The organism is Streptomyces sp. SD15 (genome assembly GCF_054462255.1).
This window is the reverse complement of sequence record NZ_JBTLMO010000054.1, coordinates 1-21,556: the sequence shown is the minus strand read 5'-3', so window position 1 is coordinate 21,556 and position 21,556 is coordinate 1. Positions and strand designations below refer to the sequence as shown.

Here is a 21,556-nt window from a genome sequence, read left to right as displayed (position 1 = left end):
ACGGGTGTCTCGACGCCGTCGCCGCGGGCGTGCACGACCCGATGCGAAGAGCTCGTCAGGACGGCCTGGGAGGGAGTGTGATGGCTCATGAGCGATCACACCTGGGATGAGGTCTGGGCGTCGGTCGGCTGGAAGGTCTCGGTGATCTGTCGCAGGCGCAGCTGTTCCAGTGTCTCCAGCTGCCGGTCGGCGCGTACGAGAAGGCTGTCGAGGTGCACGGGATCGAGGCGGTTGTCGGCGTCGGCCAGCCGGCGCAGCGTCCGCCAGCCGGCTGCCTTTCCCTCCACGCCCAGACGCAGCAGCTCCAGCTCCAGCATGGGGGCGAGCGGAGAACGGCGTACGAGCCGGCCGTTGGCCTTGAGCCGACCCGCCCTCTCGGCCAGTCGGCCCGCGACGATCTTGTAGCGGCGTACGGGGACATCGAGCGACCGCATGATCCGCAACAGGTCCGCCCGATCCTCGGCGATCTCGTCGGCGATCGGCCGCACGGCGTCGGCGAGCGCCGGGTCCCGCTCGGCCTCTGCCCCGGCCAGCGACCGCACCCGGTCCACACCGAGGGTTGCTCCCGCGAGATGGTCGTTGAGGTAGATGCCCAGCAGGTCCGTGTCGGTTCGGTTCGGGCGGTCGTTCATAGGACCTCTCCCCTTGCGATCGATGGCGTGTCGGCGACGTCCGACATCCGCCGAGTACCCCGAAAGGTCTGCTCACACCGCCTGGCACGGAGACGGCGCTGTCCCGGGCCACGGCCGACCGGTGGCCATGGCGAGGACTGACGTCCGGGCGCGCGGCATCGTGGTGCGCGGACGCTGGTCGCGCCGACCGACACGACGGATGTCAAGGCGGTCGAGGACCTGGCGCGGCGGGCGGTGGAGGAGTTCGGCCGGATCGACGTCCGGGTCAACAACGCGGCCGTCAACGCCTTCGGCCGGTTCGAGGACGTGCAGTTGGAGGACTTCCGCAAGGTCCTGGACGTCCATGTGAGGGGCTACGTGCACGGGAGGGGCCTGCTCGGCGACCGCTGTCCTCGGCCGCCTTGCTCTCCATACGTCACCCCTTCCCCTACGTCCCCCTTCGTGTGGTCGGCCGGGTACCCCTGGGCAGGTGTCCTCACCCGGGGCCAGGGCCACCGTCGTCATGACCCGGGTGAGTGCGGGTTTCCGGGGAACCGAACCGGACCCGAAGCGCACGGGAGGTACCACAGGCGTCATCGCACCGAGGTCGTCGCCCTCGAAGACCGCCGACACCGCGTGGATCGGCCACAGGTCCTGGGCGCCGTACCACTCGCGGCGGTCCGCACGGGCACTGCCACGGGTGCGCACGCCGGCCAGCAACACGCGGGCGGGAAGGTCCGTCAGCGTGCTCCATGCCGGCAGACGGGCGAACACGCCGGGCACGACCCGCAGCAACCACCCCAGGAGCTGTCGGTGGCCGACGGTGAAGCGCAGGCCGAGTGGCCCGGCCATGACGGTCCAGGTGTCGTCCGCGACGCTCACGTCGACCGGGACGACGTGCACGGTGTCGAAGACGTAGGTGCCGCTGATGAAATCTGCCGTCTCGGGAGTGGGGGCGAGCAGCAGCCGTTCTCCGTCGGCCCGCTCCAGCATGGCATCGCTGAACGGCCCGAACGGCGACCGTGGCCAGTGCCCCAGCACGATGCGCGTCCCGGCGGCGGTGCCCATGCCGGCGATCCAGCCGTCGAAGCGCAGCCGCGGGCACCGCGTGGCCTCGCTGAGAATCCGGTTCATCCGCTCGCTTCCGCTCGAAGGTCCCGGGTGGGTCCGACAGACCGAGGCCCTGTCGTGTTCAGGCGCGGTCAGGAGGGCCCGGCCCGGACACAGGGCCGGGAGACCCCCAGCCGTACATGCCTGACGCGTTCCGAGAAATGCACGACGGGCTCGCCGAGCGGGGCCGGGAGCCCCGCCGCGGTGGTCAGCGTCTCCTCCAGCACCTCGACGGCGGAGTCGGCCAGGGTCCATGGCTCGTGCTCCACGGGCGTTTCCCAGAGAAGACCCATCCGGCGCGTGTACGCCCGCCAGCGCGAGGTCAGCCACACGTCCCGCTCCGTCGGCTCGATCGGGTCGCCGGGGCGGACGACCAGGCGGTAGGAGGCCCCATCGGTCCACCTCGAACCGGCGTACGTGACGGTGTCCCCGCGCACCGAGACGCGCAGGGTCCCCGAGTTGTACGGAGCGCCGACCGCACGAGCCGCGACCATCAAGGGGCAGGCGACCTCGATGGACAGGAACCAGAGCCCGTCCCGCCCGTCGTCCCTGCGCCGGACGTACGTCCGCAGGTTGGTCTCCGCGAAGCTCGGGAGCCCGGGGACCCCGGCGGGTACGCCGGGAGGGCGCAAGTCCGCCATGACGAACGGAGTGAGAGCCACCCAGGCGGCCCCGTCGTACTCGTCCACGACCAGTTTCTCCGGCACCAGAGCTTGAACAGCCTCCGGCCGGAAGGGCCAGTGGACGAACGTCTGCCACCGCCAGCCGACCCGCAGCGCGGGTACGCGCACCCTCTGTTCCGCTTCGTACGTCACCACAGGCGCCGGGTCCCCACCTACGGCCCCACGGAAACGTACGTCGCGGTCGCGCCGCCCGGCCCAGAGGCCCATGGGGTTGGACTTGACGAACGTCGCGTCACCATCGGCAACGCCATGCTGAGATCGCCGCTGCACCACTCGGCGGGGCACCGTCGCCGGCCGCAGCACCAACAACCGCACCCCGCCCAGTACCCCGGCAGGGAAGGCATGCGACAAGGCAGCCGGCAGTGCCCTGTCCACCCCGGCGAACCGCACTCCGGGGCACACCCGGGTAGGCCGATCGAAGCAGCACGGCCGAACAGCCTGCCGCCACGTCTCCGCCGAGCGGGCGACATCAGGCACACCAGCATCGGTCACAAGCCCATCCCGACACCTGCGGGGGCGTATCACGTCAAGCGGCACGCCCGAGCCCGAGGCGGGCCGACAGGTCTTCGGGGGTGGTGCCGTATGTCTCGAGGATCTTCACCTCGCCGGTGGCGAGGTCGAAGATCCCGTGGTCGGTGTAGACGCGGCTCACGCAGGCCGGCCCGGTGAGTGGGTAGGTGCAGGCCGGCACGAGCTTGGGGGAGCCGTTCTTGGCGAAGAGCGTCATCATCACGTAGACGTCCCTCGCGCCGATGGCCAGGTCCATCGCCCCGCCGACGGCCGGGATGTCGTCGGGGCGGCCGGTGTGCCAGTTGGCCAGGTCCCCGTTGAAGGCGACCTGGTAGGCGCCGAGCACGCAGACGTCGAGATGGCCGCCGCGCATCATCGCGAAGGAGTCGGCGTGGTGGAAGTACGACGCGCCCGGCAGCTCGGTCACCGGCACTTTGCCGGCGTTGGTCAGGTCGGGATCGATCTCGTCGCCGATGGCGGCGCGGCCCATGTTGAGCATGCCGTTCTCGGTGTGGAGGACGATGCCGGAGCCCGCCGGCAGGTGGTCGGCGACCTTGGTCGGGTGACCGATGCCCAGATTGACGTAGGAACCGGCCGGGATGTCGCGGGCGACGACAGCGGCGAGCTCGTCGGGGGTGAGTGCCATCAGCGGGCTCCCTGGGAGATGTACTGACGGGGTTGGACCGTCACGATCCGGTCGACGTAGATGCCCGGTGTCACGACGGCCTCGGGGTCGAGGGAGCCGATGGGCACGATCTCGGCGACCTGGACGATCGTCTGGGTGGCGGCGGTGGCCATGACAGGACCGAAGTTGCGGGCTGTCTTGTGGTAGACGAGGTTGCCCATCGCGTCGGCACGATGCGCGCCGATGAGGGCGACGTCGCCCTTGATCGGGTATTCCAGTACGTAGTCGCGCCCGTCGATGGTGCGGACCTCCTTGCCCTCGGCCAGCAGGGTGCCCACCGCCGTCGGGCAGTAGAACGCGCCGATGCCCGCACCGGCCGCACGCAACCGCTCGGCCAGGTTGCCCTGCGGGACGACCTCCAGCTCGACCTTGCCGGCCCGGTAGAGGTCGTCGAAGACGTAGGAGTCGCTCTGCCGAGGGAACGAGCAGATCACCTTCCGCACCCGCCCGGCCTTGAGCAGCGCCGCCATGCCGACCTCCCCGTTGCCGGCGTTGTTGCTGACGATCGTCAGGTCCTTCGCGCCCTGCCGGATGAGCCCGTCGATGAGGTCGAAGGGCATGCCGGCCAGACCGAAACCGCCCACCAGGACGGTGCTGCCGTCCTCGATCCCGGCCACCGCCGCGTCGACGGTCCCGAGCACCTCGGCCCGGCTCATCGGCCGACCTCCGTGTTCTCGAGGTTCTCGAGCACCACGGCGAGCGCCTGCCCGACGCCGATGCAGATCGCCGCCACGCCGTACCGCTCGCCGCGTTCGGCCAGTACCTTCGCGAGCGTCCCGAGGATGCGGGCGCCGGAAGCGCCGAGCGGGTGGCCGATCGCGATGGCGCCACCCTTGACGTTCACGATGTCCGGATCGATGCCCCAGGCGTCCAGGCAGGCGAGGGACTGCACCGCGAACGCCTCGTTGAGCTCCACCGCGCCGACCTGGTCCCACCCGATGCCGGCCCGCGCGAGCGCGCGGCCGGCGGCCTCGACCGGCGCGAACCCGAACGCCTGCGGCTCCAGTGCGGAGGCGCCCCGGCCGGCGATTCTGGCGAGCGGCGCCAGGCCGATGACGTCCGCCGCCGCCTCGGAGCCCAGCAGTACGGCGGAGGCGCCGTCGTTGAGCGGAGATGCGTTGCCCGCGGTGATCGTGCCGTCCTTGCGGAACGACGGCTTCAACGCGGCCAGCTTCTCGACGGTGGAGTCGGCCCGGATGCCCTCGTCGCGGGCGAGCTCGGCGCCGTCGACAGGTACGACCAGGTCGTCATAGAACCCCTCGTCCCAGGCCGCGGCGGCCAGCCGGTGGGAGCGGACGGCGAACTCGTCCTGCCGCTCGCGCGGGATGCCGAACCGCTCCCGCAGCTGCTCGTTGCACTCGCCCAGCGAGACGGTCCACTCCGCCGGCATCCGGGGGTTCACCAGTCGCCAACCCAGTGTGGTGGAGACCGCGGTGACGTTGCCGGCAGGGAACGCGCGGTCGGGTTTGGGGAGCACCCACGGCGCCCGGGTCATCGACTCCACTCCACCGACCAGCATGATGTCGGCGTCTCCCACGTCGATGGCCCGCGACCCGATGATGGCGGCGTCGAGCGACGAGCCGCACAGCCGGTTGACCGTCGTGGCGGGCACGGAGACAGGGAGCCCGGCCAGCAGGGCGGCCATCCGACCGACGTTCCGGTTGTCCTCGCCCGCCTGGTTGGCGTTGCCCCACACGATCTCCCCGATCGCGGCGGGGTCGAGACCGGGCGCCTTCGCGAGCACGCCGTTGATCGCGGACGCCGCGAGATCGTCGGGGCGGACGCCGGCGAGGGCGCCGTTGAAACGCCCGAACGGCGTGCGGGCGGCGGCATAGACGAATGCAGTCATGTCGACCACGGTAAGCGCGGGTCTTGATACGGTGAAGGACCAATATTCGACCCAATTGAGATGTGGCGAGTCTTGGTAGTGAACCTGCGTCACCTCAGGTACTTCGTCGCCGTCGCCGAGGAGTGCCACTTCGGCCGTGCCGCCGATCGGCTCCACATGGCGCAGTCGCCGCTCTCCCAGGCGATCCGTCAGCTTGAGGCCGAGCTCGGGGTCGAGCTTCTGCACCGCACCACGCGGCGTGTCGACCTCACCGACGCCGGCCGCGCCTACCTCGCCCGGGCGCGCGCGATCCTCGCTGACGTGGACGAGGCCGCCCACGAGGTCCGTCGGGTCGCGGCCGGAGCGGTCGGCCACCTCGCGATCGGCTGCGTCGGCTCGGCGACCTACAGCCTGCTCCCTGCGCTGTCCCGCCGTCTCGCGACCGAGCTGCCCGGCGTGGACTTCGCCTTCCGCGGCGAGATGCTCGTGCCCGACCAGGTCGAGGCCCTCCGGTCGGGCGAGATCGACATCGCCCTGCTGCGACCGCCGGTCGCCGACCCGTCGCTCACGGTCACGCTGCTGCGGCGCGACCGGCTGGTGGTCGCACTGCCCGCCGACCACCCGCTGGCCCAGCGGAAACAGGTCCGTGTGGCGGACCTGGCTCGCAGCGATTTCATCGTCCACTCGGCCGACCGACGCTCGGTGATGTACGGCGTGGTGCTCGGGTTGCTCCGGGACGCCGGCATCGATCCGCACATCCGGCACGAGGTCGGCGAGACCTCCACGCTTGTCACCCTCGTGGCCGGCGGGCTAGGCGTCGCGGTCGTGCCCGAGCCGGTGACCGCGCTCGCCCTCGCGGGCGTCGCCTACCGACCGCTGGTCCGCCCGGCCGTCACCGTCGACCTTGCCGTCGCACACCGGTCCGACCGGACGGAGCCGCACCTGGGCCGGACGATCGACGTCATCCGCCGGATGTTCTAGCCCTGCCCGACTGACGACGGCCCGATCCCGCCGTACTCCCGGGCCGTCATCTATCAGACGATGCCGTACTGACACTCGCACTCTTCGACACCACGGTCCTACCCTCAAAGCCATGCACCCAGCTCCCGTAGCCGCAGCAGCGCCCCGCCCGGCGCACGTGTTCTCGACGGCACATGTGCCGTCGGCGGAGCGGCTGCGGGCCTGGGAGGAGCACAACGCCGCCGCCTTGATCGCTTTGAAGTGCCGCACACCGACGGGCGAGGATTTCCTGGCGCGGGAGGACAACCTTCAGGTCGGGCGAGTTCATCTGGCTCGCGTTCGGACCACGGCACACGTTGTCGAGCGCCCCGCCGATCTCATCGAACGGCAGCCCACGGGTTCCGTCGCCATCTATGTCTCCCTTCGCGGGGACTCGCTGTTCCGGCAGGCGGGCAGGCGGCAGATCATCCACGCCGGCGACCTCCTGGTCTGCGACGCGGACGGGCACTTCGTCCGTGGATTCGGCCACGGTCTGGACGAACTGGCGGTGCGAGTCGACCGCCGCGCGCTGCCGGACGTGGTCTGCGGTCCCACACCTGGGGAACCGCTCATCGTCCGGAAAAGCGAGATGAACCCGTACGGTCGAGCGATCACCCGCCTTGTCGGACGTGCCGTCGGCGTCGAGGACGCGACGCGGCCCGACGAGCAGACGATCGTGGACCTCGCGGCCGCGCTCGTGAGCAACGGCGCCACCCGGCCGCCCATCATCCACCGCGCGCTCGCATGCGCCCGCATCGAGGACAGACTGCGCGATCCGCGCCTGTCGGCGCCCGAAGTCGCCGACGCGGTCGGCATCAGCGTCCGTCAGCTCACCCGCGTCTTCGCGGAGGCGGGAACGACGTTTCCGCGCTACGTGCTCGGACGGCGGCTCGAGCTCGCCTACAGCTTGCTGACCGGACCGGGCGCCGCGGTGTCGAGTACGGCAACGGTGGCGACCATGTGCGGATTCAACTCGGCGGCGCACTTCTCGCAGACCTTCCACGCCCGGTTCGGCATCACCGCCGGCGAGTTGCGCCGTACGGCCGCGAAGCGCGACTGAACAGACGCGGAGCGCAACCGAAACGGCCGCGCCATACGGATTTCGGCCGTCCTCCCCACCATCCGACCTGGTGCGGACAGGGCCGCGGGCACTCTGCCTTCAGAACACCGCGAGAAGAACGCGAGAAGAAGGTGAGACCCCGCATGCCCGACTTCAACGACGGCCAGCGAGTGACCGAACTTCCGGCATCGTCGCAGGTGGAGACCGACGTCCTGATCGTCGGCTCCGGTCCGGCCGGCGCCTCGGCGGCGCTGTTCCTGTCGGCCCTGGGGATCGACAACATCGTGATCACCAAGTACCGGTGGACCGCGAACACCCCACGGGCGCACATCACCAACCAGCGGGCGATGGAGATCTTCCGCGACATGGGCATCGAGGACCAGGTGCTGGCCGACGCCACCGCCCACGCCCTCGTCGGTGACACCGTCTTCTGCACCTCCCTCGCGGGCGAGGAGATCGGCCGCATCCACACCTGGGGCACCAGGCCCGACCGGGAGGCCGACTACCAACTGGCATCGCCCTGCCTCACCGTCGACATCCCGCAGACCTACCTCGAGCCGATCCTCGTCAAGAACGCCACCGTGCTCGGGACTCAGACCCGTTTCTCCACCGAGTACGTCTCGCACACGCAGGACGACACGGGCGTCACCGTCCAGGTGCGCGACCGGCTCACCGGCCAGGAGTACGAGATCCGGGCGAAGTACCTCATCGGCGCCGACGGCGCCCGGTCGCGGGTCGCCGAGGACATCGGCCTGCCCTACGAGGGCGCGATGGACATCGCCGGTTCGATGAACATCACCTTCAAGGCCGACATCGAGTCCTACGTCGGCCACCGGCCCTCCGTCCTGTACTGGGTGATCCAGCCGGGCGCCAACGTCGGTGGCATCGGCGCCGGACTGGTCCGGATGGTGCGCCCCTGGAACGAGTGGCTCATCGTGTGGGGCTACGACATCAACTCCGAGCCCCCGGTGGTCGATGACGCCGAGGCCATCCGCATCGTGCGGCAGCTGCTGGGGATTCCGGAACTCGAAGTGGAGATCACCGGCACCAGCCTCTGGGGCAACAACGAGATGTACGCCACCCACCTGCAGAAGGGCCGTGTCTTCTGCGCGGGCGACGCGATCCACCGCCACCCGCCGAGCAACGGCCTGGGCTCGAACACCAGCATCCAGGACTCCTACAACCTGGCCTGGAAGATCGCGGCCGTGCTGCGCGGGCAGGCCGACCCGTCGTTGCTGGAGACGTACTCGGCGGAGCGGGCGCCCGTGGCCAAGCGGATCGTCACGCGGGCCAACAAGTCGAGCCGCGAGTTCGCCGACATCTTCCAGGCCCTCGGCGTCCTCGACGCGAAGGACGAGGCTCAGATGCAGGCCCGGATCGAGGAGCGGAAGGCCAACACCCCCGAGGGTGCGGCCAAGCGGGCCGCCCTCGTGGCGGCGATGGAGACCAAGAACTACGAGTTCAACGCCCACGGCGTCGAACTCGGCCAGTTCTACGAGTCCAGCGCCGTCGTCTCCGACGGCACCCGTCCCGCTCCGAGCAGGGACGAGGACCTCTACCACGTCATGTCGACCAGTCCCGGGGCGCACGTTCCGCACGCCTGGGTCGGCGACAACGTCACCAAGCTCGCCATGATGGACCTGGCGCCATACACCCGCTGGACCCTCATCACGGGCGTGGCCGGTGAGGACTGGGACGGCGCGGCCGAGAAGGTCGCGCAGGACCTCGGGATCCCGCTCGAAACCGTGGTGATCGGCCCGGGCCGCGAGGTGACGGACCTCTACTACGACTGGGCCAAGCTCCGGGAGGTGGAGGAGTCCGGCGCGATCCTGGTTCGGCCCGACAAACACATCGCCTGGCGCTCGATGGGCCTCGCCGACGATCCCGAAGCAGCGCTTCGCAGCGCCCTCACCCAGATCCTCGGGAAGGCGTGAACGGTGCGGTTCATTCACGAGACGCTGTTGCAACGGGTCGTCTTCGCCCCTGGTGAGGCGCCGGCCGCGGTGGCGGCCGAGGTGGCCGGGTTGCGGGCGACGAAGGTGATGCTCATCGCCGCGCCGGCGGAGGCGGCCCTCGCCGATCGCGTCGGCGCGGACCTGCCGGTCGCGGTGCGCCATGACGAGGTCGTCATGCACGTTCCGGTCGACGTGGCCGACCGCGCCAGGAAGGCCGCGACGGAGGGCTCCGTGGACGTGTTGGTGTGTGTCGGCGGCGGCTCGACGACCGGCCTGGCCAAGGCGGTGGCGATGACGACCGGCCTGCCGATCGTGGCGGTCCCCACCACGTACGCCGGTTCGGAGGCGACCAATGTCTGGGGTCTCACCGAAGGCGAGGTGAAGACCACCGGCGTCGACTCACGTGTCCTGCCGCGCTCCATCGTGTACGACGCCTCGCTGATGCTGAACCTGCCGGTGGAGATGTCCGTGGCCAGCGGCCTCAACGCCCTGGCCCACTGCGTCGACTCCATGTGGGGCCCCCGCGCCGACCCGATCGACCAGGCCCTGGCGGGTGAGGGCATCCGGGGCCTGGCCCGCGGCCTGCCCGCCGTGGCCGTGGACCCGACCGGGCTGGAAGGCCGCGAACAGACGCTCTACGGCGCCTACTTGGCTGCCGTCGCCTTCGCCTCCGCAGGCTCGGGAATGCACCACAAGATCTGCCACGTGCTGGGCGGGATGTTCAACCTGCCGCACGCCCAGACCCACGCGGTGGTGCTGCCGCACGTGCTGGCCTTCAACGCCCCGGCCGCGCCGGAGGCCGAGCGGCGCATCGCCCAGGGCTTCGGGAGCCCGACCGCGGTCGAGGGGCTCGCGGCGTTGCGCGAGGCGCTCGACGCTCCGAGCGCGCTGCGCGACTACGGCATGCCCGAGGACGGCATCGCCCGGGCGGTGGCCCCCATCCTCGACGCGGTCCCCGCCGACAACCCCACTCCGTTGACCGAGGAGAACCTCACCGCGCTGCTGCGTGCAGCCTGGGAAGGAAGTGATCCCGCATGACCCTCACGTCCACCCACGACGTCTCGCCGGAGCAGTCGGCCCGCGAGGAAGAACTGATCGCGCGCGTGCGGCGCTCCTTCGACTCCTGCCAGGACCCCCGCCTCAAGGAACTGATGCAGGCGGTCGTCAAGCACCTCCACGCGTTCCTGCGCGAGGTCCGCCTCACCGAGGAGGAGTGGAACAAGGGCATCGAGTTCCTCACCGCCGTAGGACATCTCACCGACGACAAGCGCCAGGAGTTCATCCTGCTCTCCGACACCCTCGGGGCGTCGATGCAGACCATCGCGATCAACAACGAGGCCTACGACGACGCCACCGAGGCCACGGTCTTCGGCCCCTTCTTCGTCGAGGGATCCCCGAAGATCGAGCCGGGCGGGGACATGTCCTTCGGGGCCGCCGGCGAGCCGTGCTGGGTCGAGGGGACCGTCCGTGACGCCGACGGCACGCCGATCCCCGGGGCGAAGATCGAGGTCTGGGAGGCGGACGAGGACGGCTTCTACGACGTGCAGTACGACGACGACCGGGTGTCGGCCCGGGCGCACCTGTTCACGGACGCCGACGGGAGCTACCGCTTCTGGGGCATCACGCCGACGCCGTATCCGATCCCGCACGACGGTCCCGTGGGAAAGATGCTGGCGGCGACCGGCCGCTCGCCGATGCGGGCCTCGCACCTGCACTTCATGGTCGAGGCACCGGAGTGCAGGACCCTCGTGACCCACATCTTCGTCAGGGGCGACGAGCTGCTCGACTCCGACACCGTCTTCGGCGTCAAGGAGTCCCTGGTCAAGAACTTCGAGCGCCGGCCGGCCGGCACGCCGACGCCTGACGGGCGCGTCATCGACGGCACCTGGACGGAGGTCCGCTTCGACATCGTCCTCGCCCCCGCCGACGGCCGAGGATGACACACGTCCGCGGCAGGTCCCGGCCTGTCGCGGCCGACCGCAGCGGGGCGTTCATGTTTCAGCCATGGACACCGAGTGGTGGGCGTCGTCAGCACGACGCCCACCACTCGGTACTCGGACTCAGCTGCACTTACGTCCGGTGTTGATGCACCCGACCGCCTTGTTCATCAGCTTCGCGTCGAAGACGTTGATGAAGTCACCGTGGTCGGTGACCGGCTTGTGCTCCTGTTCGGGGAAGCTGTCCAACGAGAAGAACGGACGGGTCTTGCCGTTGTCCTTGACGCTGGGCGCGTCCACGTCGTACACCAGACGCTGCACCAACTGCGGAATGGCCTTGAAGCCGGTCGGGCAGTTGCCGTTGGCGTCAGCGAAGGCCACGTGCGTACGGTGGTTGGCGCTGTCGATGTTCGTACCGTCCCAGCAGCTCTGGAACTTGAAGGTGCGCACCACGTCGCTGCCTGACGGGCAGAGGGGGTACTTGTCCTTCAACTGCACCTTGTTCTCGAAGCCGGTGCAGCTCCAGGAGGCGTTGGCGTTGGCCGTGCCGTTGACGAACGCCTTGGCGTCACCGGTGATGATGCGCAGGAACTTGGGCATCGCCACCACCTTGCCGCGGGGGCTGCCCACGAAGTTCAAGGTGGCCTTCTTGGCCGTCAGAATCCGGCCCGTGTTGCCCTCGGCGCCGCCGCCCTGATTGTCGGCGTCGAACTCCTTGGTGCCGTCCTGCAGGCGCAGCACCGGCCAGTAGTAGGACGACTTGTCGCCCTTGTTCCGGCAGCTGGTCCCGGCCTTGGTGAAGTCCTCGTCGCTCGAGAAGGCGTCGTTGTCCTGGTTGCCGACGTAGTCGTGCACGTGGTGTGCGCCGTTGGTGACACCGGGCGCGACGATGACGTTGTCGCTGTTGTACAGCTTGTTGGCGTTCACTCCGCACTTGGTGACGAAGACACCCTTTGACGCCTTCGACGACCTTCTCGGCGTGCGCACATTGGACTTCACCTTGGTGATGTCCACGAAGTCGGCGGCGACGGGACCGTTGCCGGTTTGTCCGGCATTGGTGTTGTTGCCACCCTGGTTGTTGTTGCCGCCCTGACCGGCGGTGGGCTGGTTGCCGGTGGCGCGCAGCGTGCAGGCCGCCAAAGTGTCAAGGCCCTGCGGCTTGGCTGCCACACGGCCGATGGCGGTGGCGATCCGGTCGATCGTCGCCTTCCGCTTGTCCTTCAGCGGACCCACGATCGCGTTCTGGGCGAAGTTGGGGTCCTGCTGAATCGCCTTCTGGGAGGTGGAAAGGCGCTGGTATGCCTCGGATATCTGCTTGTCGAGGAGTGCCAGTTCCTTGTCGACCTGGGGCTTCGCCTGGGCGGGCACTGATGTCAACTGCTGGCCGACGTCGGGGCAGTCAATGGTGGAGGTTCCAGCCGCGAGCACCTGGTTCTGGGCGGAGCCCTTCGACGCGCCGGTTTCGTCGGCCGAGGCGTAGATGTTGACCGCCACCAGCCCGCCGGCCCCTATGGCCAGTGCGGCCGCCGCGCCTACCGCCCGGCGGGCAGTCTTCGATCTTTTTCGCGTGTTGCGTCTCATCGGGCCTCTCAAGGACATCTGCCGGAGCCGGCAGGACTTCCGGCATGGGGGAAGCGCGTCCTTAGATACGGATGTGCGCGCCGAATACTCAGCGAATTCTCAGGTTCGTAGGTTCCTCCATCCGTAAACCGTGCATGAGCGCCCAATCCGGGCCGGGTCAGCTTCCAGTAATGGTTGTGACCAGTTCACTGGCTGTCTTCGCCACGCCCATGGCCGGAAGTTCGGGGTGGTCTCGGGGCGGTCGAGGACGGGCAGCAGGTCGCCCAGGACGGTGGCGGTGAGTTCGACGCACCGGCCGACAGCAGTCTCTGCGCCAGCGAGCGACAGCGTCTCCCGGGCTCCGGAGGGTCGAGTATCTCGACGTCGTGCCCCACCAGGAGTACACGCATGAGCACGGCGTTGAGGCCGGCGGTGCCAGGTCCGTGCGCACACGTCGGTCATCCGGTCGACGCGAAGCTGCGCCAGCCCTGACCGCTCTCGGCCGGGTCGCCACTGTCCATGACGAGTCGCTGATGGATGCGGCGACGGCGGTGTGCGGAGGGGGCCCCACCCTCCTTGCGTACGTCGCCCGCCCGGCCACCACCCATTGGCGGACACTGGTGTGTCAGGCGCGTAGGCGGAGTTGGTCCTTCGATCTTGACCGCTGAGGTGACGAACCCCGGGGTCCGACGGGGTTCCGTGCTGCAGTTCCACGTACCAGGCCATGCTCGTGTCCGCAGGGAATGGGACGCTGACGCGGTATGTCCCGTCGGCTGTTTGTGTCATGGCGGTCAGGGGCCACTTGGCCTGGCGCCAGTCCGTGCCGCGGATGCGGGCAGTGGCGAGGTGGGTCACCGTGATCGGAAAGGCGCTTGCGATCCGGGCTGCACGCTCTCACGGCAGTGCCTCACGGGACGATTACTCAGAGCCAGTCCCGCCGCTTGAAGATGATGTACAAACTGGTGCAAACGACCGCCATCAGGACGATTGCAAAGGGGTATCCGAACACCCAGTGCAACTCCGGCATGTGCGTGAAGTTCATGCCGTAGATCGTCCCGACCAGCGTCGGAGCGAACAGGATCGCCGCCCAGGACGAGATCTTCTTGATCTCCTCGTTCTGTTCGAAGCCGGCCTCGGCCAGGGCGCGCATTTCGGCGTTCTGTTGCTGGGTGACCAGGGTCGCGTTGACGGTGAGGATGTCGGTGAGGGCCTGGCGGAAGCCGTCGACGCGCTCGCTGGTGTGGGTGACGTGGTCGGCGACGTCGCGCAGGTAGCGCTGGAGTTCCTCGTCCGTGCCGTACTTGGCGAAACCCGCCATCAGGCCGTGCAGCATGCCGACCAGGGGGCGGGTGGCGCGCTGGAACTCGACCATTTCGCGGGAGAGCTCGTAGATACGGCGGGAGACCTTGGGGTCGTTGCGGAAGACCTCGGTCTCGATCTCGTCGATGTCGTTCTGGACGCCCGAGACGACGGGGGCGTAGCCGTCGACCACGGAGTCGAGGATCGCGTAGAGGACGGCCTCCGGGCCGAGCTTCAGCAGTTCCGGGGTGTCCTCCATGCGCCGCCGCACCGCCGAGAGGTCCGGCGCCGCGCCGTGCCGGACCGTGATCACGAAGTCGGGCCCCACGAACACGTGCAGCTCGCCGAAGTCGACCTCCTCGGCCGCGTCCAGATAGCGGGCGGCGCTCAGGACGACGAAGAGCGTGTCGCCGTAGCGCTCCAGTTTCGGGCGTTGGTGCGCCTCCATCGCGTCCTCGACGGCGAGCGGGTGCAGGTCGAACTCGGCGGCCAGGGAGAGGAGTTCGGCCTCCGTCGGACGGGCCAGGCCGATCCACGCCATGCCGGCCGACTGTTCGCGCAGCTCGCGGAAGGTGTCGGCGAGGGAGGAGGGGGTCGAGACGCGTACGCCGTCGCGGTACAACGCCGCCTGTACGACGCTGCCGGCGTCGGCGGGTTCCGGCACCGGCGAGTCGGGGTGGGGCGCGGAGGGCTGCGCGGGCGTCGCGGCCGGTGGGGTCAGGGCGCGCCGCCAGACGGACTTCCTGGCGTTCTTCGCGCTCGGGCGGGGGCGTCGCTCCGGCATCGCGGCTGCCTCCCCTGTCTAACGGACGTCTCTGTGATCACGGAGCAGGATATACGGGTCAAATTACCGTTCAAGTGGTGTGGGTGCCGGAGCGGGCGTCGTACCGACCGGCACCAGGCAGAGGTTTCCTGGACTTGCGGACAGAAGGTGTCCGCAAGTCGCGTTAGCGTGCGCGGCATGACGAGGACGAACGGCACGACGACGAACGGCATGAGCGAGGGCGGCATGAGCGCGAGCTCCCCGAAGGGGCGCAGCGCCCAGGGCCGCCGTGCCAAGGCCACCCCGCCGGCACCCGTGCTCGGCACCCGTGCCCTCAACCGCGCCACCCTCGAGCGACAGCTCCTCCTGCGCCGCTCCGCCCGCACCGTCACCGACGCCGTCCAGCACCTCGTCGGCCTTCAGGCGCAGAACGTGAAGCCGCCGTACTACGCTCTCGCCGCCCGGCTGGAAGGGTTCCGGCCCGAGGAACTGTCGGCGGCCATGGAGGACCGTGCCGTCGTACGCATCGTCACCCTGCGCTCCACCATCCACACCCACACCGCCGACGACGCGCTCACCCTGCGCCCGCTCGTCCAGGCCGCGCGCGACCGGGAGCTGGGCACCTTCCGCAAGGGGCTCGCGGGTGTCGACCTGGACCGGCTCGCCGCGATCAGCCGGGAGCTGGTGGAGGCCGAGCCGCGCACCATGAGGCAGTTGCGGGAGGAACTGCTCCTGGAGTGGCCGGACGCGGACCCGTTCGCGCTCTCGGTCGCCGCCCGCTGCCGGCTGCCGCTGGTCCAGGTCACCCCGCGCGGACTGTGGGGCCGCAGCGGCCAGGTCGCGCTCACCACCGCCGAGCACTGGCTGGGCCGCCCTGCCGAACCCGCGCCCGCTCCGGACGCGACCGTGCTGCGGTATCTCGCCGCGTTCGGGCCCGCATCCGTCAAGGACATGCAGACCTGGGCGGGTCTGACGCGGCTGCGTGACGCCTTCGAACGGCTGCGGCCGCGACTGGTCACGTTCCGTGACGAGAGCGGCGTCGAGCTCTTCGACCTGCCGGACGCGCCCCGCCCCGACGCGGACACCCCGGCCCCGCCGCGTTTCCTGCCCGAGTTCGACAACCTGCTCCTCTCGCACGCCGACCGCTCCCGGGTCGTTCCCGCCGACTTCAAGGGGCGCACCTGGGCGGGCAACCAGGCGTACTGCACGCTGCTCGTCGACGGCTTCCTGGCGGGCGTATGGCGGCAGGAGGAGGACGTCCTCACCATCGAGCCGTTCGGCAGGTTCACGAAGGCCCAGCGGGACGAGGTGGTGCGGGAGGCCGAGCGGATGCTGCAGGTGATGGCGGGCTCATCGTCGTACGACATCCGGTTCGGGACCGTCACCAAGTGAGTCCGCCCGGGCTGCTTCTTGGCCGGCCGACAGGGGCCGTGTGACGAGGTGCCGGCGGACAGTTGGGCACTGCGGGGAAGCTGACCGCCGACAAGCAGAGGGATGGACAGGGGGCGTTGCGGGCCGCTCGTGGAGGCCCGCAACGCCCCCTGGCTCTTACCTGAGGGACACTCAGGAGTCTGTCGGTGACTACGAGTTGATCTGCGTGGTCACCAGATTCGAGAAGGTGGTCAGACGGGTGTAGACGCCGGGGTAGCCGGCCTCGGCGCAGCCCTCGCCCCAGGAGGTGATGCCGGCCAGGACGCCGCCGATGAGCAGCGGGCCGCCGCTGTCGCCCTGGCAGGTGTCGACGCCGCCGGAGGTGTATCCGGCGCAGACCATGTCGGAGGCGATGAAGTCGGAGCCGTAGGAGCTCGCGCAGCTGGAGTTGGACACGATCGGGACGGTCGCGGTGCGCAGCTGGTTGGAGGAGCTGCCGTTCGCGGAGGTGGTACCCCAGCCGAGGACACGGGCGGTGGCCCCGGTCGCGTACACGCCCGTCTGCGAGGCCGAGACGTACGGCGCCGGGGTGTACGACATCGACGTCGACAGGGTCAGTACGGCCACGTCGTCGCCGTTGGTGGCGTCCGTGTAATCGGGGTTGATCCAGATCTTGCTGACGCCGCTGACGGTGCCGTTCGTGCCGTTGAGGTAGGTACGGCCGCCGACGACTCTGACGCTGCTCGTGGTCTCGCCGACCATGCAGTGGGCGGCGGTGACGACCTTCGTCGCCGAGACGAGCGTGCCGCCGCAGAACTGGTTCTGCGAGGCGTCCGTGATCTGCATCATGAACGGGTACGCGGTGGTCGTGGTCGTCGTGCCGCCGACGATCGGCTGGGGGGCGGCGACGGCGCCGGGTGCGCCCAGGAGAGCGGTCGCGGCGGCGGCAGCGGTCGCCACACAAAGAGCGGCGGTCTTCTTGGCGCGGTTGAGCCCGAACATGGATCTCCTCAGAAAATTGCCGGTGGGGGGACGCACGGGTGTGGGGGGTGAGGCACGGTGTCTTTGGGCTGACGCCGTGTGCCCGAGCGAGCGGCACGACGCTCACGCTAGAAGCGGGGGCGCTCCGCTTCCAAGGGGGGAACTCCCTAGGCGCGTTGGGGGAGGGAAAACCCTTGGCCGCGCGGCCCGGAGTTTAACGCGCGGTCGCGTCCGCTTGGTCCCGTCCGTCCTGGGGGCTGCCGCCCCCAGACCCCCGCTTCGGCCGAAACGGCTTCGTCCTCAAACGCCGGACGGGCTGGGTATGCCCGACCGGCACGTGAAGGCCCAGCCGCGGGCCTGAGGGTTCGGGCCCGAGGGTTGAAGGTTCCGCCCGGGTTGGCCGGGGGCTTGAGGGTTCCGTTCCGTCTGGGGTTTGACGGTTGGTCGGGGTTTGAAGGTTGCGCCCGGGCGTTGGATGGTTGGTCGGGGGTTTGAGGGTTCCGTTTCGTTTTCGTTCGGGGTTTGACGGTTGGTCGGAGGCCTGAGGGTTCAGGCCGGGGTTTGATGGGTGGTCCGACGGTTTGTGGGCTCCCGCATAGGTTTCGATGGTTGGCCGGGGACTTGAAGGTCTTAGCCGGGGCTCGAAGGTTTGCAGCGCCGGGCGGCAATCTTTAGCCCGTCCGGCGTTTGAGGACGAGCCCTTCGGGCGAGCGGGGATGCGGGGGCGGAGCCCCCGCGGGTGGGGTCCGAGGGGGAGCTCCCACCCGGCGGGGGTCTGAGGGGGAGCTCCCCCGGCGGGGGTCTGAGGGGAAGCTCCCCCGGCGGGGGGCCAGGGGGCGCAGCGCCCCTGGCGGGGTACGGGGCGGAGCCCCGGGGGATGGGACGGGTAGGGGCGGCGGGGGCGAAAAACCCACACCGGTACCCCAAAGACACCGGCACCGCCAACAGGCACCGGCAACAAATTCACCCGCTCCGTCCCCCCGCCGCCAACCGCACAATGTCCACCCGCGACCGAATCCCCAGCTTCCGATACACCCGCGTCAGCGTCGCCTCCACCGTCTTCACGCTGATGAACAGCCGCGCGGCGATCTCACGATTCGTGGCGCCCTCCATGACGAGCGCCGCGACCTGACGCTCCGTCGCGGCGAGGGTGTCGAGGGCCGCGGAGGCCACGGCAGGCGCGGCCGGACCGGCCGTGGCCACCGACTCCACCTGACGCAGCCACGGCAGCGCCCGGCAGCGACGGAACAACCGCGTCGCCTCGTCGTACGAGGTCGGCCCCGGCCGGTGGGTGCGCAGCCCGGCGAGGGCATACGCGGCACGGGCCTCCTCGAGGCCGTAGCCCAGCTTGCCGAGCCGATCCTGAGCCGTGGTCAGCTGACGTACGGCCGCACCCTGTTCGCCCCGCGAGGCCCGTACCAACGCCTCGGCCCGATCGAGCACGGCGAGCACACTCTCACGGCCCAGCCGCAGCGCCCGCACCCGCGTGGCGTCGATGACGTCCTGCGCCTCGACCGGTTCACCGATCCGCACCAGCGCCTCGGCGAGGTCACCGTGCCAGCGGCCGCGGGCGGGGTCGGTGACCCCGAGCCCGTCCTCCAACTCCCGTACCCGTCGCAACGACCGCACCACCGCCGCCGGGTCCCCGGCCACCAGCTGAGCGTGCCCCAGGGCGCCCAGGGCACGCGAGAGATAGACCAGGTCGCCGTCCTCCTCGGCGCGGTCCACGGCCTCCCGGGCCAGCGCCAGCGCCCGGTCGACGTCGCCGCCCGCGGCCTCGGCGAGCGAGGTGAACATGGCGGTGGCGGCCTCGCCGATCCCGGTGTCGCGGGCGAGCCGCAGGCTCTCGCGGGCCAGATCGAGCGCCCGCCCGCAGTGTCCGGAGCGCAGCTCGGTCTCGGCGAGGCCGCGCAGGAAGTGCACCTCGCTCTCGACCATCCCGCGCCGCCGCACCTCACGCAGCAGCGCGGTGATGGTCGTGCGCGCCTCGGCGAGCTGATCGCTCATGATCAGCCAGCGGAAACGGGCGGCACCGGCGCCGTTGTGATCGCAGGCCACCCGGGGATCCTGCGGTTCGCGCATCGCCCGCTGGATGGTTCCCGGGGCGCCCGGGTGCCCCATCAGGGTCTCCATCTGTGCCTGGAAGCCCAGCGCGAGGAGTTCGGTGGGCCGGTCCCCGGCCCGGGCCGCGAGTTGCGCCGCGCGGGCGCCCTCCTCGCGGGCCTTGGCCATCTCGCCCTCCACGAGGAGCGCCCGCCACGCCAGTTGGTAGCGGACGAGGGCGAGCAGCCGAGGGTCGTCGCCCGCGTCCGCGAGCGCCTGTGGGAAGACGGCGTCGATCTCGGCCATGGAGTGACCCGCGGCGTCGATCACGATCATCCAGGCCCGTACGCGGTCCGCGGGCACGGTGGCCCGGGCCAGCACCTGACGCGCGATGTCCCGCGCGATGTCCGTCTCGCCGGCCGTCATCGCGTCCTCGGCCGCTTGCAGTTCGCGCTCCTGCGGGCTCGGCACGGTGCCGGCCGGAGTGTGCCGGGCGGCCAGCAACCCGAGCCCCGCCGCGACCGACAGCGCGCCGCGATCGCGGGCCGCGGCGGCGGCCTCGCCGAGCCGTGCTGCCACCTGCGGGTCCGTACCGGTCGTGGCCAGGGCGAGGTGGCGGGCCCGCTCGATGGGGTCGGAGGCCGCGGTGGACAGCGCCGCGTGGGCCGCGCGCCGCTCCTGGGGACTCGCCTCCGCGTACAGGGCGGCCGAGATGAGGGGGTGCGCGAACCGGATGCCCGGTGTCTCGCGCTCCGTCGCCAGCAGCCCGAGCGAGGCGGCCTGCGCCGTCTCCGCTTCGGCGTTCTCGCGCCCCGCGGCGTGCAGCAGCGCGAGCGTGGGGCGGGCGCCCGCGCTCGTGACGAGCAGGGTGTGGCGGGCCTCGGCGGACAGCGCCTCCAGGCGGCTGAGGACGAGTGCCCGCAGCGAGGTCGGCACGGGCAGCGGTTCGCCGGGGCTCGGCGCGGTCGGACTCTCGGCGAGTGCGCGGCCCAACTCCAGCGCGAAGAACGGGTTGCCGCCGCTGGTGCGGTGGATGTCCCGCACGGTCGAGCGGGGCAGCCCGGTGTAGCCGCGGCGACGGAGGAGTTCGGCGACCTGCGCCCGGGACAGCGGGTTGAGCCGCACGGCCAGGGTGTCCGGTGGGGACGCGCGTAGATAGCGGTCGTGCTGCTGATCCTGTGGTTCCGTGTCGGTGCGTACGGCGCACAGCATCGTCACGGGCATTTCGCCGAACCGGCGGGCGGCGAAGCCGAGCAGTTCGGCGCTGGCCGGGTCGAGCCACTGCAGGTCGTCGGCGACGATCAGGACCGGGCCCTGCGCGGCCAGCGCCCGGAACACGGACAGCACCGCGAGCCGCAGCGCGAGACCGTCTCGTTGCAGGGTCGATTCGCCGCGGCCGGTGAGTGCGGATTCCAGGGCGGTGCGCTGCGGGGCGGGCAGCCGGTCGGAAACCTCGTCCACCACCAGGCCGAGCAGGTCGGCCAGGGCGAGGAAGGGCAGATGGGATTCGGACTCAGTGGTCGAGCACCGCAACACGGTCCGTGCCGATTCGGCGCATTCCGCGGCCAATGCCCGCAGGAAGGTCGACTTTCCTATTCCCGCCGGGCCGTGCAGCAGCACACTGCCTCCGCCGGAGAACTGCTCGCGCGCCCCCGCGAAGAGCTCCTCCCGGCCGATGACGAGGTCGGGGCGGGGTCTCGCAGGTTCCTTGAAGTCCCCTCGCACGCTCACCGCTCCCCTCGTATGTCGTGTCCGGGCCAATATTAGGCAACGACGCTTTGAATTTCGGAGTCTCGGGGTGGTGAGGGAAATAACAGGGCGTTGGCATAATGCATTTCAGGGCGCCGCTGACTGAATGCCCAGCCGCAGGCGGGGGCCGCGGAGCGGCCGGTTCGGGGAGCGCGGGGTGGTCATAAGGGGCGGGTGGGTGGGAAACCGCCGCGGAGCGGCGAAGAAAGAGGCCGCGGCGCGGCCGATGCCGGGCGCTGAGCGCCAAGAGCCCAGCGGGGCCGGCCTCCGGTTCGGGCTCCCGTGCGACGGTCGGCAGTGCCCGCGCCTCGTCCCGTACGGCCAGGGCCTGTTCGCTAGGGCCTGTCCGGCGGATCATGCCGGAGACGCGGGGTCCGGCACGCCGATCTGCGGCGTTGTCGTCGGTTGCCGA

At 70.3% G+C, this 21,556-nt stretch carries 15 protein-coding genes and 2 pseudogenes; 7 read left to right on the top strand and 10 right to left on the bottom strand.

Annotated elements, in window-relative coordinates:
• Positions 1 to 95: 95 nt before the first annotated feature.
• Positions 96 to 632 carry a hypothetical protein gene (locus ACX28W_RS35985; protein ID WP_459004206.1) on the bottom strand — a complete coding sequence of 179 codons (537 nt, stop codon included), beginning with the start codon at positions 630 to 632 and terminating at the stop codon, positions 96 to 98.
• Positions 633 to 806: 174 nt separating this feature from the next.
• Between ACX28W_RS35985 and ACX28W_RS35980 the strand changes: the two are divergent.
• A pseudogene (locus ACX28W_RS35980) lies at positions 807 to 938 on the top strand (SDR family NAD(P)-dependent oxidoreductase); the annotation flags it as partial.
• Positions 939 to 1,112: 174 nt separating this feature from the next.
• Here ACX28W_RS35980 and ACX28W_RS35975 read toward each other — a convergent pair.
• The 5 genes and pseudogenes from ACX28W_RS35975 to ACX28W_RS35955 all read right to left on the bottom strand — a co-directional run.
• Positions 1,113 to 1,745: pseudogene (locus ACX28W_RS35975) on the bottom strand (hypothetical protein); the annotation flags it as partial.
• A 68-nt stretch (positions 1,746 to 1,813) separates the two neighbouring features.
• On the bottom strand, positions 1,814 to 2,539 hold the full coding sequence (locus ACX28W_RS35970) for a YqjF family protein (RefSeq protein WP_459004205.1): 726 nt from the start codon (positions 2,537 to 2,539) through the stop codon (positions 1,814 to 1,816).
• Between the two features lie 391 nt (positions 2,540 to 2,930).
• Entirely contained in the window at positions 2,931 to 3,560 is a 630-nt protein-coding gene (locus ACX28W_RS35965; protein ID WP_459004204.1) for a CoA-transferase, read from the bottom strand.
• The gene (locus ACX28W_RS35960) at positions 3,560 to 4,255 is read right to left on the bottom strand and encodes a 3-oxoacid CoA-transferase subunit A (RefSeq protein ID WP_459004203.1); all 696 of its coding nucleotides are present in this window, start codon (positions 4,253 to 4,255) and stop codon (positions 3,560 to 3,562) included. Before ACX28W_RS35960 ends, ACX28W_RS35965 begins: the two co-directional genes overlap by 1 nt.
• Entirely contained in the window at positions 4,252 to 5,448 is a 1,197-nt protein-coding gene (locus ACX28W_RS35955; protein WP_459004202.1) for a thiolase family protein, read from the bottom strand. The genes ACX28W_RS35960 and ACX28W_RS35955 overlap by 4 nt, the downstream gene beginning before the upstream one ends.
• Positions 5,449 to 5,526: 78 nt before the next feature.
• Between ACX28W_RS35955 and ACX28W_RS35950 the strand changes: the two genes are divergently transcribed.
• The 5 genes from ACX28W_RS35950 to ACX28W_RS35930 all read left to right on the top strand — a co-directional run bounded on the left by ACX28W_RS35950 (position 5,527) and on the right by ACX28W_RS35930 (position 11,381).
• Entirely contained in the window at positions 5,527 to 6,408 is an 882-nt protein-coding gene (locus ACX28W_RS35950) for a LysR substrate-binding domain-containing protein (RefSeq protein WP_459004201.1), read from the top strand.
• A gap of 112 nt (positions 6,409 to 6,520) precedes the next feature.
• Positions 6,521 to 7,486, top strand: coding sequence for a helix-turn-helix domain-containing protein (locus tag ACX28W_RS35945; protein ID WP_459004200.1), 966 nt, complete (start codon positions 6,521 to 6,523; stop codon positions 7,484 to 7,486).
• A gap of 143 nt (positions 7,487 to 7,629) precedes the next feature.
• Positions 7,630 to 9,420: an FAD-dependent oxidoreductase gene (locus ACX28W_RS35940; RefSeq protein ID WP_459004199.1), complete on the top strand. Its 1,791-nt coding sequence runs from the start codon at positions 7,630 to 7,632 to the stop codon at positions 9,418 to 9,420.
• A gap of 3 nt (positions 9,421 to 9,423) precedes the next feature.
• Positions 9,424 to 10,479 (top strand): maleylacetate reductase, encoded by a 1,056-nt coding sequence (locus ACX28W_RS35935; protein ID WP_459004198.1) that lies wholly within the window; start codon positions 9,424 to 9,426, stop codon positions 10,477 to 10,479.
• Complete coding sequence (locus ACX28W_RS35930) at positions 10,476 to 11,381, top strand: intradiol ring-cleavage dioxygenase (RefSeq protein WP_459004197.1); 906 nt, start codon at positions 10,476 to 10,478, stop codon at positions 11,379 to 11,381. Before ACX28W_RS35935 ends, ACX28W_RS35930 begins: the two co-directional genes overlap by 4 nt.
• Positions 11,382 to 11,501: 120 nt before the next feature.
• On the opposite strand, the gene ACX28W_RS35925 is transcribed toward ACX28W_RS35930, so the two are convergent.
• Both ACX28W_RS35925 and ACX28W_RS35920 read right to left on the bottom strand, forming a co-directional pair.
• A complete protein-coding gene (locus ACX28W_RS35925; protein WP_459004196.1) occupies positions 11,502 to 12,959 on the bottom strand; it encodes a DUF1996 domain-containing protein in 1,458 nt (485 codons plus the stop codon).
• A 901-nt stretch (positions 12,960 to 13,860) separates the two neighbouring features.
• Entirely contained in the window at positions 13,861 to 15,021 is a 1,161-nt protein-coding gene (locus tag ACX28W_RS35920; protein ID WP_459004195.1) for a magnesium and cobalt transport protein CorA, read from the bottom strand.
• Between the two features lie 225 nt (positions 15,022 to 15,246).
• On the opposite strand from ACX28W_RS35920, the gene ACX28W_RS35915 reads away from it, so the two are divergent.
• Entirely contained in the window at positions 15,247 to 16,392 is a 1,146-nt protein-coding gene (locus ACX28W_RS35915) for a winged helix DNA-binding domain-containing protein (protein WP_459004234.1), read from the top strand.
• A 189-nt stretch (positions 16,393 to 16,581) separates the two neighbouring features.
• Here the strand turns inward: ACX28W_RS35915 and ACX28W_RS35910 are convergent, their stop codons facing one another.
• Together ACX28W_RS35910 and ACX28W_RS35905 are read right to left on the bottom strand one after the other, a co-directional pair.
• On the bottom strand, positions 16,582 to 17,373 hold the full coding sequence (locus tag ACX28W_RS35910; RefSeq protein WP_459004194.1) for a S1 family peptidase: 792 nt from the start codon (positions 17,371 to 17,373) through the stop codon (positions 16,582 to 16,584).
• Positions 17,374 to 18,315: 942 nt separating this feature from the next.
• Positions 18,316 to 21,126 carry a helix-turn-helix transcriptional regulator gene (locus ACX28W_RS35905; protein WP_459004193.1) on the bottom strand — a complete coding sequence of 937 codons (2,811 nt, stop codon included), beginning with the start codon at positions 21,124 to 21,126 and terminating at the stop codon, positions 18,316 to 18,318.
• Positions 21,127 to 21,556: the final 430 nt, after the last annotated feature.